Below are 12,925 nucleotides of genomic sequence, written 5' to 3'. Positions count from 1 at the left end.
TCTCAAAAATAAATGCACGGCTATTCTATTAACTCAAGCAGACTGGGCCTTGGCTGCGTAACCTTTGGGAGAGAGATTGACAGGGACACTTCATTTATGTTAATGGATAATGCTTATTCAAGGGGCATAACTTCATTCGATACTGCAGCGGTTTATGGTGATGGCTCATCCGAAAGAATAATTGGACAATGGTTGGCTCAAAGAACTTTTTCAGAAAAATCTATTAGTATTGCAACTAAAATAGTTCCTCCTTATGATCCTTTGCATATTAGGATATCAGTAGAACAATGCCTTAGACGTATGGGGATAGACACTATAGATATTCTTTATTTACATAGGTGGGATGCAAAAGTTAAAGATTACGAGACCTGGTTAGAGCTGGCTGACTTAGTGAGTGAAGGTAAAGTAAAAAAGCTGGGTGTAAGTAATTTCAATACAATGCAACTGGATGACACAGTTAATTTACTTAAAGAACTCAGTGGCGTTAGCCTAAGTTATATCCAAAATAACAATAGTCTTGCAGTCAGTGATTTAAGTAATGACATGAAGAAAATATGCAGTGAAAATAATATCAGCATAATTACCTACAGCCCGCTGGGAGCAGGATTTCTGACAGGTAAACATCTATATGAAGTTCAAAAACATTCGCGTTTTGCAGTTATGCCAGCTCATCAGGAAATTTATTTTAATGAACATTCGCAAAAACGCCTTGAAACACTTATAAGAATTGCAGACAGTACCGGTTATTCTACCTCATTTTTAGCCATGGCTTGGGCTATACATCAACCTGATGTGCATTCAGTATTGGTGGGTGGCCGTTCTATTGCTCATCTTGATCTGGCTTTCGAAGCAGGAAAATTTTATTCCTCGGAAATATTCGCCGAGCTGGAGAAGATATAACCTATCTATCTTCATTCGTTGGTAAAATAATGCCATTAATGCAAAAGAAAATAGTATCCGATTAAATGCTATAATGCTAAATTTGGAATTCAACCTTGTTTGGTAAAATATTTTTCTCCTTTTCTGCGATTTTTATTCCTGTTATTAATCGCATTAAGAAAAAACTACCTTTTATCTCGCAAGATCCCTTTTATATAGTTAAGTATTAAGCATTAATAAAATGATAAAAATAGGTATAATCGGGATGAGCCCGGGTAATGCTCACCCATCTTCTTGGTCAGCTATAATAAACGGATCTTTTAATGGAGAAGAGATCACAGCTCTTGGTTATCCAGGAGTTACTAGTTATTTACAGGCAAACAGGGCAACATTAGGTTTGCCTGCAGCAAAGGTTACTCATATTTTGTCCCAGGATAAAGCCCTTTCAAAACAAATAGCCATAACTGGCTGTATTGAGTATGTTGTGGAGAGTGCTGAAGAAATGATTAAAGCTGTGGATGCCGTTATCCTGGCAAGAGATGACCCTGAGAACCACCGCGAAATGGCCCGGCCATTCATTGACGCAGGAATACCAATCTTTATCGATAAACCATTATGCAGTAACCTGGAAGATCTTGATTATTTTGCTTCAGAGATTGCAAAGGGTAGATTTATCATGTCCTGTTCTTCTATGCGATATGCAGGTGAGTGTATGACAGCGAAAACTGAACTGCCTTCTCTTGGTAAGATTGAACTCATAACAGCTGTGGGAAAAAAGGACTGGATCAAATATGGTGTTCACATGTTGGAGGCAGTTTTTTCAATCATGGATGATCCTAAACCGCTAAGTGTGACAAACATAGGAAAAGAGGGTCAGGCAATTGTTAAAATAGATTTTGAAGGCGGTTTGCAGGCAACTATTCATTTGTTTATGGAGATCTCGGGTACTTTCCAAATCTCTCTGTTTGGCCAGCAGAACTGGAAACTGGTAGAAATAAAAAATTCATATTCCATGTTCAGGGATAATATCATTGAGTTTATACGCTCAATTGAGGAAGGTAAGCCAAGACTTGAATTTTCTAAAACAGAACAGATCATTAAAACAATCATTGCCGGAGAAGAGAGCTTAAAACAAGGCGGAAAAACAATCTTTATAAAATATTAGAAATGAACGTCAAACAACTTTTTGATCTTACAGGTAAAATAATCCTAGTAACAGGCGGTGCGGGGAATTATGGAAAATGCATAGCGGAGGGACTTGCCGAAGCAGGTGCAAGGGTTATCATTGCTTCACGCAATGCAGAAAATATAGAAGCAGTAGCTAAGAGCTTCCAGAAGGAAGGTCTGGATGTGCATGGCTTACAGGTTGATCAGGGGAACCATGATTCTGTAATGGAACTTAGCAAGGAGATCCTTAATAAATTCGGGAAATTGGATGGTTTTATAAATAATGCGGTTTCAAGGCCAATGAAAGGCTATTATGCACCCATAGAGAAATTTGCGGAATCAATGAATGTGAATGCAACGGGAATGATGGATATTTTGCGGGAGATGGGGGAGCTAATTGGCCTGAACAAAGATGGAGGAAGTATAATAAACATCAGCTCTATGATGGGAATGTTTGGCCCTGACTATTCTAATTACGAAGGCACGGATATGGGTGAAGATCTTCCACCGGATTATTTCTTCCACAATGCAGGTTTGATTAACTTGACTCGTTTTATGGCGCAGAATTTTGCCGGTAAAAATATCCGGGTAAATTGTATAAGTCCGGGTGGTTTGTTTAATAATCAACCCGCACGTTTCTTAGAGAATTACACTAAAAAAGTGCCTTTGAAAAGAATGGCAAATAAAGACGATATCAAAGGCCTCGTAGTTCTTTTGGCCTCAAAAGCTGGTGAATATATTAATGGCGAAAATATATTGATGGATGGTGGATTAAATGCATAAACAATTATGATAAATGAGCCGGGATATAAATTAGTGGCCAGAATTTATTAATACCGCTGCAATTACAAAGAAGATAATGAATACAAATTTTTTAAAAACTTTTGGGCTGTATGGAAAAGATGTATGGGTGGTAGGTGGTGCCGGCTATCTGGGTCAGTCAACCATTAAATTATTACATAGTGCTGGTGCTAAAGTTCTTTGTATTGATATTGAAGATCGGTCTAGGAATTTTATCGAATCTTTATCGAATAATTCTAACCTTAATGCAGTTACTTTAAATACACGCGATATTGAAAGAAGCAAAAATTTTGTTTTAGAGCAACTTTCGAACCGCGGAGTACCTGATGGTCTGATCGATCTCAGTTATGCTTCCACTGCAAAAGGGTTTGATGAACTTTCTGCTGAAGAATTTGATCAAGTTAATCATGATGGAATAACAGCTTCGTTTATTTTTGGCAGAGAAGTTGGAAATGCCATGAAAACTAAAAAGTCAGGAAGTATTGTTTTGTTTTCAAGCATGTATGGTTCTGTGTCGCCTGATCCTAAAGTATATGAAGCTCCGATGAATGTTAACCCTATAGAATACGGAGTAAACAAGGCGGCGATTATTCAAATGACACGATATCTGGCAGTTCATTATGGTAAAGATAATGTCAGGTGTAATTGCATATCGCCGGGTCCGTTTCCCAGCCCATCAGTACAGAAGTTATATCCTGAATTTGTGGGCAGATTAGTTAGCAAAGTTCCTATGGGTCGAATTGGCGAACCCCAGGAGGTTGCAGGTGCTGCAGTATTTCTAATCTCTGATGCTGCTTCATTTATTACAGGACAGAATCTGTTTGTAGATGGTGGATGGACGAGTTGGTAGTCTTCATATGAAGGGAGTGGAATTTATACATCTATTGTTTTCCGGTACTCGCTTGGTGTCATATTCTTAAAACGTTTGAACTGCCTGTTGAAATTACCAAGGTTTTTGAAGCCGCTTCTGAAAGCTATTTCAACAATGTTATGTTCTTCGCCTGTCAACATTTTACAGGCATATCCTATTCTAATGGTATTTAGATATTCAATAAAAGTTACCCTGAAATGAGCTTTAAAAAAATGGCAAAATGTTGTTACTGACATATTTGCTATTGAAGCAACTTCCGGTAGTGAAATCTCTCTATCGAAATTTTGGATGATGTATTCGGTTACTTTATGAAAGCGGTCGGATGCTTTCAGTTCATTTTTTTGGGTATAGCTTGGACTTGCAAGTATTTCATATTCTGTAGAGTTAGCAAGTAAGTCGAAAATATTAAATAATGCAGATAAACGTTTTAATCCATTCATATTTAACATCTCTTTCATGATCATATTGATCTTTTTCTTTGTTTCGCCATTATAGGTTAAGCCTCTTGACGATAAATTCAGCACATTTTTAAAATTTGCCATCTCTGGTATTTCTAAAAACTTTTCGCCTAGAAAACAATTACTAAAGTGGATAACGATAGCATCAGCTTCATAACCTGCTTCCCCTAGTATAAATTTTTGATCATTAATCCACACATGCGGAATGCCTGAGCCCATGAATACTAAGTCTCCTTTATCAAAATAACCGATATGATCACCTACCATTCTCCGGCCTGTTGATCGTAAAATCAGGACAATTTCATATTCTGGATGAAAGTGCCAAGGACATGGAAAATATTTGCCGGTCTCCCGGAACAAAACGAATGATTTGTCAAAATCTCGTGGAAGCCGAAATTCTACTGCCTTCATTAATTAATCAGATTTATTAATACAATATAATATTTATTTTTTTAATGCTCATATCGGTAAATTTTAATGCGAAAAATAATGTTATAAATAGGTAGGAAAGTAATAGTATCCTAACTAGTCTGATATTATTTTTGACATAAAATTAATCAGTCTATTATTTCTTAATGCAATCAATATACTTATAATAACTTATGACTAAACAAAAAATATACAGCCTGAATGCAATGCAAGGTTTGATACAAGAACATTTTCTCATGCTATTGAGATTAAGAGCTTTGTGCTTGTCAATAGCTAAGCCTGTGTTTATTTAAAAACCCATATATAAAGATCGTGGATACTTTAAAAACTAAACCTGCAGATATAGAGGTTGGGGTTGTTGGCATCGGACTGATGGGCAGCAGTATCATTGTATCGCTTCTTGCATCTGGCCATCATGTTAAAGCAATAGCGCCCATTCCTAACGACCTTGAAGGTGCAGAAAAAAGAATTACAGAGCATTTACTAGCTTGCTCGCAGACGGGTTTGTTAAAGGATAGTGTTTCCTCCTGTCTTAATAGACTTGATATAAGTATAGAGTATAATCGTTTGTCAAACAGCAGCTTGGTTTTGGAATGTGTTGTCGAAGATATTGATATTAAGTCTCAGGTTTACAAAAAAATAACAGATGTTGTCCCGGCCAGTACAGTTATTGCCAGTAATACTTCTGCTATTTCTATAACACTTTTACAGAAATTAGTTTCAATTCCTGAAAGATTTATTGGTATTCATTGGGCTGAGCCTGGGTATGCTACTCGTTTTATGGAAATAACATGTGGTAATGTTACAAACAGCAGGTATGCCGATTGGGTGTTTAACCTTGCACACTATTGGGGTAAAGAGCCTACTTTATTAAGAAAAGATATGAGAGGGTTTATTGCAAACCGTTTGATGTATGCTGTTTACAGGGAGATTTTCTACCTTGTTGAGAATAGTAAAACCACAATGGATGATGCAGATAAAGCATTCAGATATGATGTTGGTTCATGGATCACATTGATGGGAATATTCAGGAGGATAGATTTTACTGGGCTTGCAGATCAAAAAGAGATTTTTAAAAACTTATTTCCTCAATTATCTAATTCAGATAATGTTCCTGGTATAATGCAAAAGATTGTGGATGGTAATGGCCGTGGCATTCAGAATCTATATGGGTTATATAGTTATACCAGCACAGAAGCCAAAGAATGGGAAGATGCTTTTGCTGCATTTAATAAAGATATATTCCTTCTGGCATCACTTCATCCTGCTCCTCTTTCGGAAAAAGAAAGAGTATCAGCTTAGCCCTTAAAATTGATCTTGGAATATCAAATGGGAACTTACATTTTGAATTTAGAAAAGTTCGTAAAGTTTTAAAAAAATATTTAACAGGCCTTCCTGGGGGGCTGCAATAAGATGTATTGATGAAGACCTTAATAAAACATACAGATTCGGTTTTACTGGTAGGAAATGGTGATTTAGTAGTAAGTGTAGCTATGTGTTTACTATTTGCTGGGCATCATGTAAATGTATGTACTGAGAATGTAGCTGCATTTAAACAACTTTTGAAGAAATCCATGGTTTCACAGAAAAAAGATGCTACTTTAAATAATATTAATATCGACACAGAGTATAATATTAATAATGATTGTAAACTCGTTATTGCTATTGATCAGGAAGATTTACAGATTAAGCAACAGCTAATCAAAAAAATTGAAAGTTTTATTACAAAAGATGCCATAATAGCAATTAATACAGAAAGCATCGACTTAAATATACTACAAGCAGGATGTATGTATCCGGACAGATTAATTGGCTTGAATTGGACTGAACCTGCAAATGCAACTTTTTTTCTTGAAATTATTGCTTCTGAGAAGAACTATGGTTTAGCAGATGAAGTTTTTATTCTGGCTAAATCATTCTGGGCTAAAGATCCTTATATTGTTAAAAATATAGGTATCCGCAGTCGTTTAGTAAGTGCTATGGTAAGGGAAGCATTTTTTATGGTAGATAACGGTTATGCCTCTGTAGTTGATATTGACAGGGCTTGCAGAAATGATGCTGGTTACTATTTGCCATTTTCTGGTAATTGCAGGTACATGGATCTGATGGGTACCTCTGCTTACGGTGTAGTTATGAAAGACCTAAATCCTGATCTCTCTAAAGATAAAGATCTACCGGATTTTTTTGAAAAAATATTGCATGATGGTGGGCTTGGTATGGAAAATAAGAAAGGGTTTTACGAGTATTCTGATAAGGAAGTTGAAAAATGGAAAAATACAATGGAAGAATTCAGTAGCCAGATACATTCCATCATAGAAAAATATCCCTTTAATTATAAAAAAAAGTTGACGGAATAATATGAAGAGGCCTTTTATTGTTGATGGGCATTTAGACCTTTCTATGAATGCTATGGAATGGAATAGGGATCTTACTCGCCCTTTGTCAGAAATAAGGCAAAGGGAAATGTTTATGAGAGATAAGCCAGATCGCGGTAAGGGAACGGTTTGTTTACCAGAACTAAGAAAGGGGAGGATCGGATTAGTGGTTGCTACACAATTGTCTCGTTATACTCCGCCCGGTAGCGCACTGCCCGGATGGAATTCTCCGCAGCAAGCCTGGGCTATGACACAGGCACAGCTCTGCTGGTATCGTGAAATGGAAAAATTGGGAGAAATGGTTCAAATAACCGACCTCAAGAAGTTGGATAACCATTTAGCGCTATGGGATAATGCGGCTATTGAAGATGATAAAAAGCCCATTGGTTATATCCTTAGTCTTGAGGGAGCAGATTCTTTAGTCGATATTGATTACTTGCATACTGCCTATGATTACGGTTTACGGGCCATGGGGTTGTCGCACTTTGGACCCGGAAGATTTGCTCCCGGTACAAAAATGGAAGGTGCTCTAACCGATAAGGGAGTGGAGCTCATAAAGGAGATGAACAATTTAAATCTTATTTTAGATGTGACTCACCTTACTGATCAGGGATTTTACCAAGTACTCGACCTATATCAGGGACCGGTGTGGGCAAGTCACAATAACGTCCGAAAAATAGTTCCTAATCAGAGGCAGCTAAGCGATGAACAAATTAAGCTACTCATTGAAAGGGGAGCCGTGATAGGGGGGATGCTTGATTGTTGGGCAATGGATATCCGGTTTATCGACACCGTTTCAGATCCATGGCAACTAGATATTAGACTCGAAAATCTGGTTGATCATTGGGATCATATTTGCCAGATTGCTGGTAACAGTTTGCATATTGCAATAGGAAGCGATCTAGATGGAATATTCGGCACAGAACAATGTCCCTGGGATATGAATTCAATAGCTGACCTGCAGAAATACGAAGATATCCTTTCAAAAAGAGGCTATAAGCAAAAGGATATCGAAAATATTTTTAGTAAAAACTGGCTTCGGTTCCTGAGAAAAGCTTGGACATAACATGAAAACTTTTTTAAATATGAATACTAAACAGTTATTGGCAGGAGCATCAAATGTAGACATCACTCCACCTATAGGCACGCGCATTAATGGCGATTTTATATCTCATTATGCACATACTATTCATGATAATTTATATTCTAAAGCGTTGGCCTTAAAAAGCGGTGAGGAAACAGTTGTTATGGTTGTGGTGGATATCTGCTACATGCAAGATGACTTCCTTCGGCCCATCCGGAAAGAAATAAGTCAGAAGACTGGCCTGCAGGATAAAAATTTGCTATTCTCTTGTACGCATGCTCATTCTGCGGGAGCTATTTGCGATCTGTTGCTTGGTGCAGCAGATCTTCCTTACACCAGAAAACTGCCGGCACTTATCGTTCAGTCTGTTATTGATGCATTAGATAATTTGGTTCCGGCAAAAATTGCTTTCTGTTCATTAGATGTTCCTGATCATATCTTGTGTCGTCGATATTTTATGCAGGATGGTTTTGAACCTTATAATCCGGTAACAGGGAAATTAGACATGGTGAAAACGAATCCATTTGGTGCAGAAGATCAGATAGTAGGACCTGTTGCTAAAATGGATACAGAACTCAGTTATTTGGCTGTAAAAAGTACTAAAGATCAATGGATAAGCCTGTTTGCTAATTACTCACTTCACTATGTAGGAGATTTTGAAGCTGGTACTATTTCCGCTGATTATTTTGGAGAATTTGCCTCACAGATTAAAAGTATTTTAAAAGCTGGCGATGATTTTGTTGGCATATTATCTAACGGAACAAGCGGTGAAGCTAATATTTGGGACTTTATAAATAGGGATCGATACCCTAAAGAAAATTTTAAAAAAAGTAAGCTGATTGCTAAGGATTTAGCAGAAAAAATTGAAGCATCTCTAAAAGATTTGACTTGGGATAATGAACTTGCTTTATATACCGAATACGAAGAATTATTTCTTGACATTAGAAAACCGTCTCAACAGGAATTTGAAGATGCTATTAAGATTGTGAAAGACAGTAATTATGAAAATATTACCCTGATTGATCACGATGTTCTGAGAAGGTTATATGCAAGGGAGCAGGTTTTATTATATGAGGGAGAAGACAATGAAGTGTTGCCGGTGCAGGCTATTAAAATTGGGAATGTTGTTATAGGCGCACTAGCAGGCGAATTTTTTGCCGAAACAGGTTTGTGGCTAAAGGAGAATAGCCCTGTAAAAAATTATTTTTCTATTGGTCTTGCAAATGGTTGTGTAGGGTATGTTCCTCCGGCTCATGAAATTGAGCGTGGTGGTTACGAGACATGGAGGTGCCGTACCAGTAAACTGGATAAAGGTTCAGAGGTTATTGTGAGAGAAAAACTGATGAATATTATTAATAAAGTTGCCCTTTATAAAAAAAATTCTATTAATTGATTTAACAAATAATTAAAGTTCATTTTTTTTAGATTCCCAATTCAGTATTTGATCCTAAACGCCTGGTTTGACAATAAAACTTATATACTAATCCATTTCCCACTTTCAGAACTCTTAAAAACAGCTTCAATTACCAGCATGTTGTTAAGTGCATCATTAAGCGGGGTAGGAACCGCTGTGTTATCCAAAATTGCCTTTGAGAAGAGATCGCCCTGAATGGTGTATTGGTCACAGATATCAAAGACAATTTCCTTAGTGCCTTCTGCGGTATTAATCCATAACCTGGTTGGTTTGTCTGGTGGAGCATTAAACGGAATTTCTATTTCTATACTCCCCATATCCCCAAAAATATTCACCCTCTGATAGGGTATTAATTGTGTTGAACAGGTAAATGTTGAAATGCCATTTGAAAAATCAAGTATTCCAGAAGCCATCCGATCTGTTTTAAATATCGGATCAAACTCAACAAATCCACTAACCCGTTTGGGCTCTTTACCAAAAATAAACCGCGACAAGGAAATGCAATAGCAGCCAATATCCATCAGGCCACCCCCTCCAAAATCCGGATTATGACGAATATTAGTTGGATCTGTATTGTGATACGAAAAGAATGACTGGATAGATTTAAGTGTTCCGATTTGTCCATTTTCTACCAGTTCTTTAGCTTTTTGCCATTGAGGATGATGACGGTACATAAACGCTTCCATTATTTTTAGCTGGGGTTTCCCTTTCGAAACCTGTATTAAGCTTTCAGCCTGCTTACTTGAGAGTCCTACAGGTTTCTCTAGTAGCACATGCTTCCCGGCCTCCATGGCCTTTATAGCCCATTCTACATGCAAATGATTAGGTAAAGGAATATACACTGCATCTACCATAGGGTCAGACAGGAGCTCTTGGTAGGAACCATAAGCTGTTGGAATTCCAAGTGAATCTGCCGTTTTTTTTGCCTCATTTAAACCCCGGGAGGCTATCGCAGTAATTTCACAGTATTTTCCCTTTTGCATTGCGGGAATAACCTTTACTACTCCTATTTTTGCGGTGCTAAGTACCCCCCAGCGAATTTTAGTTTTCAATTACGAATTTTAGTTTTCAATTACGAATTACGAATTACGAATTACGAAATACCAATTACGAATTACGAATTTTCAATTACGAATTACGGTCCATTTTTAGCTTTTCTCAGCGTCTAATTTCACAACTTTCTTAGGTTCACGGAAGAAAACAACAAATATTACAAGTACAGCAACCGAGCCCCAAGCAGGATAAATCCAGATACCTTGCCAGTCATGCGCTATTGTTCCAATAGCATTTTCTAGCGTATAGGCTGATTGCGAAATGCCTGCCATATTTGTACCTACGAATGCTCCTAAACCCCAAAGTATAAATGCGATCAATCCTTGAGCAGCACCACGCATTCTTTCATTGGCCTCGTCATCAACATAGAGCTGACCGGCAATGAATAAGAAGTCATAGCATACTCCATGAAGTAAAATGGCACTAAAGATCATTACGTTTTGCATGGATACCGAGTCAATACTTCCAGCTAAAAGGAAATAGCGTGCAGCCCAGGCGGCAATACCAATAAAGATTGTTTTTTTATAGCCAAGTCTGCTTAACATTATTGGTAGCAGGATAAGGAATATCACATCCGAAACCTGGGCTAAAGACATTTTAGCTGCTGTAAATTCCCATCCCAGTTCGGTAACATACAAATTCATATTTACGAAATAGAAATAGAGTGGAATGCAGATAAGAAACATGCATAAAATGAATATTGCAAAGGATGGTTTTTTCAATAAAGCCAAGGCATCTAATCCAAGTATCTCTCCCAGACTTACATCTTTTCCGGTTTTCATCGGAGGAGTATGTGGCAAAGTAAGACTGAACAGCCCGAATAGTATCGATATTGTTCCAGCAACATAAAACTGTATGGCTGAAAGCTCTCCTTGAAAGACGAAGCTGAGCAATAATCCTGCAGCAATCCATCCTACCGCTGAGAGGGTTTTCACTAATGGGAAATCGCGCTTTGGGTTTTCAAGATGGTGTAACGAGACTGAATTTCCAAGTGCCAAAGTAGGCACGTAGGTACAGCAATACAGTATCAACATGGGGTAGAAGCTTCCGAATGTAGTCATTTCAGGTAGCAGAAATAAAAGTAGGCCACCAAAAATACCCAGAAAAGCCAAAATCTTTTCAGATGCAAAATACCGGTCGGCGATCAAACCAACAAAGAAAGGTGCGATCATTGCTCCGATGGCAAAGGCGCCATAGGCTAGTCCAATTTGCTCTCCGCTAAACTGCAGTGTTTTGCTCAGATAGCTTGCCATACTCACGTACCATGATCCCCAAATTAGATATTGAAGAAACATGAAGATTGATAATTTGATTCTTATTTGTTTTTGCATCTTCTTATTTTTTTTAACTTTTTTTAGATTAAATAGATGTTAACTGTAAATCAATAAATGAATAGTTTAAACTATTCATTTTAATTTAATTTAACTAATAATAATATAAAAATTCTGAATCTTAAATTTTTCCCTTATGCTTGGTGTTATCCACTAAGTATATATCATTTCAATCCGCTCATAGCCGCGGGGGACAACATAATCGTTTAAGATTTTTCGAAAACAGGTTGTAGTTTGATGTTATAATCAAATTTTCCTTAGGCGCCTAGTGTCCACCGCTGGCGGGGGAATAAAAGGGGGTGGTTTTTAATTTTAGTGTCGAGAATCAACACGCATAGGAAAGTGCTTGGTGGTACCCACCAAGCACATATAATTTCATTCCGCTCATAGCCGCAGGGGCCTTACCTTTTTCTGTAGGAAAAAAGGACCAAGCCGAGGCGGCACGACGAGACCATGAGGGCCTTTAAAAAACAATAAACTACACCGAATAAATCCCACCGCTGCGCCTGCTGCTATGAAAGGTTCTGCGAGGGCTAAGACTGTAATTGCCGCACCAGTCAATGCGGAAGAGAGGTTATTAAAGGTCTGTGCAAGCGTGGCGGAGAAAAAAAATTGTGCTTCACCATCTTGCGCGGCATTGGACAGGGCGGTAGCTATAAAAGCATCCTAAATACAAAAATCAAAGCCCTGTACGTAGCCGTTGGTGGATGAACGTTCATAACCCCCACTAACGTTAACCTTAGTACTCTGTCAGATTTTCACTAATGAAAATAACTATTAAATGAACTACAATACCCGCGCGGTGGGATGAAAGAACGGCGGGCCAGGTGTTTTGCCCTCGGCGGTGGAAGCATCGTTCTTTCTTGATTTTTTGGATACTTTTTCATCAAGAAAAAAGTATCAAATATTGATATAAAATTATTTTAGAATAATTTTATGTTTCTTCTGCTTGGTGTTACCAAGCATTCATATATTTCACTCCGCTCATAGCCGCGGGGGCCTAGTCCTTTTTCTGTAGGAAAAAAGGACCAATGCCGAGGCGGTACGACGAGACCATGAGTGC

At 37.8% G+C, this 12,925-nt stretch carries 11 protein-coding genes; 8 read left to right on the top strand and 3 right to left on the bottom strand.

What is annotated here, in order from left to right; translation table 11 throughout:
- The first annotated feature begins 12 nt into the window (after positions 1 to 12).
- The 4 genes from ACIQZ6_RS05880 to ACIQZ6_RS05865 all read left to right on the top strand — a co-directional run bounded on the left by ACIQZ6_RS05880 (position 13) and on the right by ACIQZ6_RS05865 (position 3,697).
- Positions 13 to 900 carry an aldo/keto reductase gene (locus ACIQZ6_RS05880; protein ID WP_395809122.1) on the top strand — a complete coding sequence of 296 codons (888 nt, stop codon included), beginning with the start codon at positions 13 to 15 and terminating at the stop codon, positions 898 to 900.
- Between the two features lie 220 nt (positions 901 to 1,120).
- Complete coding sequence (locus tag ACIQZ6_RS05875) at positions 1,121 to 2,044, top strand: Gfo/Idh/MocA family protein (protein ID WP_395809120.1); 924 nt, start codon at positions 1,121 to 1,123, stop codon at positions 2,042 to 2,044.
- A gap of 2 nt (positions 2,045 to 2,046) precedes the next feature.
- On the top strand, positions 2,047 to 2,829 hold the full coding sequence (locus ACIQZ6_RS05870; RefSeq protein WP_395809118.1) for an SDR family oxidoreductase: 783 nt from the start codon (positions 2,047 to 2,049) through the stop codon (positions 2,827 to 2,829).
- A 76-nt stretch (positions 2,830 to 2,905) separates the two neighbouring features.
- Positions 2,906 to 3,697 (top strand): SDR family oxidoreductase, encoded by a 792-nt coding sequence (locus tag ACIQZ6_RS05865; protein ID WP_395809116.1) that lies wholly within the window; start codon positions 2,906 to 2,908, stop codon positions 3,695 to 3,697.
- A 23-nt stretch (positions 3,698 to 3,720) separates the two neighbouring features.
- On the opposite strand, the gene ACIQZ6_RS05860 is transcribed toward ACIQZ6_RS05865, so the two are convergent.
- Positions 3,721 to 4,587 (bottom strand): AraC family transcriptional regulator, encoded by an 867-nt coding sequence (locus tag ACIQZ6_RS05860; protein WP_395809114.1) that lies wholly within the window; start codon positions 4,585 to 4,587, stop codon positions 3,721 to 3,723.
- Positions 4,588 to 4,917: 330 nt separating this feature from the next.
- Between ACIQZ6_RS05860 and ACIQZ6_RS05855 the strand changes: the two genes are divergently transcribed.
- The 4 genes from ACIQZ6_RS05855 to ACIQZ6_RS05840 all read left to right on the top strand — a co-directional run bounded on the left by ACIQZ6_RS05855 (position 4,918) and on the right by ACIQZ6_RS05840 (position 9,457).
- Positions 4,918 to 5,907: a 3-hydroxyacyl-CoA dehydrogenase family protein gene (locus ACIQZ6_RS05855; RefSeq protein WP_395809112.1), complete on the top strand. Its 990-nt coding sequence runs from the start codon at positions 4,918 to 4,920 to the stop codon at positions 5,905 to 5,907.
- A 119-nt stretch (positions 5,908 to 6,026) separates the two neighbouring features.
- A complete protein-coding gene (locus ACIQZ6_RS05850) occupies positions 6,027 to 6,962 on the top strand; it encodes a 3-hydroxyacyl-CoA dehydrogenase family protein (RefSeq protein WP_395809110.1) in 936 nt (311 codons plus the stop codon).
- A 1-nt stretch (position 6,963) separates the two neighbouring features.
- Positions 6,964 to 8,046: a dipeptidase gene (locus ACIQZ6_RS05845; protein ID WP_395809108.1), complete on the top strand. Its 1,083-nt coding sequence runs from the start codon at positions 6,964 to 6,966 to the stop codon at positions 8,044 to 8,046.
- 19 nt (positions 8,047 to 8,065) lie between these two features.
- On the top strand, positions 8,066 to 9,457 hold the full coding sequence (locus tag ACIQZ6_RS05840; protein ID WP_395809106.1) for a hypothetical protein: 1,392 nt from the start codon (positions 8,066 to 8,068) through the stop codon (positions 9,455 to 9,457).
- 80 nt (positions 9,458 to 9,537) lie between these two features.
- Here the strand turns inward: ACIQZ6_RS05840 and ACIQZ6_RS05835 are convergent, their stop codons facing one another.
- Together ACIQZ6_RS05835 and ACIQZ6_RS05830 are read right to left on the bottom strand one after the other, a co-directional pair.
- Entirely contained in the window at positions 9,538 to 10,530 is a 993-nt protein-coding gene (locus ACIQZ6_RS05835; protein WP_395809104.1) for a Gfo/Idh/MocA family protein, read from the bottom strand.
- A gap of 96 nt (positions 10,531 to 10,626) precedes the next feature.
- A complete protein-coding gene (locus ACIQZ6_RS05830; RefSeq protein WP_395809102.1) occupies positions 10,627 to 11,862 on the bottom strand; it encodes an MFS transporter in 1,236 nt (411 codons plus the stop codon).
- Between the last annotated feature and the right edge of the window lie 1,063 nt (positions 11,863 to 12,925).

The organism is Daejeonella sp., from assembly GCF_044348475.1.
In the GTDB taxonomy this organism is placed as follows: Bacteria; Bacteroidota; Bacteroidia; order Sphingobacteriales; family Sphingobacteriaceae; genus Daejeonella.
The sequence above is the reverse complement of the archived record's forward strand: the minus strand, read 5'-3'. Positions and strand labels throughout refer to the sequence as shown.

What these genes read in the sequence shown, in the direction of transcription:
- ACIQZ6_RS05880 (WP_395809122.1), top strand. Translation starts at nt 13, where the DNA reads ATGCACGGCTATTCTATTAACTCAAGCAGACTGGGCCTTGGCTGCGTA.
- ACIQZ6_RS05875 (WP_395809120.1), top strand. Translation starts at nt 1,121, where the DNA reads ATGATAAAAATAGGTATAATCGGGATGAGCCCGGGTAATGCTCACCCA.
- ACIQZ6_RS05870 (WP_395809118.1), top strand. Translation starts at nt 2,047, where the DNA reads ATGAACGTCAAACAACTTTTTGATCTTACAGGTAAAATAATCCTAGTA.
- ACIQZ6_RS05865 (WP_395809116.1), top strand. Translation starts at nt 2,906, where the DNA reads ATGAATACAAATTTTTTAAAAACTTTTGGGCTGTATGGAAAAGATGTA.
- ACIQZ6_RS05860 (WP_395809114.1), bottom strand. Translation starts at nt 4,587, where the DNA reads ATGAAGGCAGTAGAATTTCGGCTTCCACGAGATTTTGACAAATCATTC.
- ACIQZ6_RS05850 (WP_395809110.1), top strand. Translation starts at nt 6,027, where the DNA reads ATGAAGACCTTAATAAAACATACAGATTCGGTTTTACTGGTAGGAAAT.
- ACIQZ6_RS05845 (WP_395809108.1), top strand. Translation starts at nt 6,964, where the DNA reads ATGAAGAGGCCTTTTATTGTTGATGGGCATTTAGACCTTTCTATGAAT.
- ACIQZ6_RS05840 (WP_395809106.1), top strand. Translation starts at nt 8,066, where the DNA reads ATGAATACTAAACAGTTATTGGCAGGAGCATCAAATGTAGACATCACT.
- ACIQZ6_RS05830 (WP_395809102.1), bottom strand. Translation starts at nt 11,862, where the DNA reads ATGCAAAAACAAATAAGAATCAAATTATCAATCTTCATGTTTCTTCAA.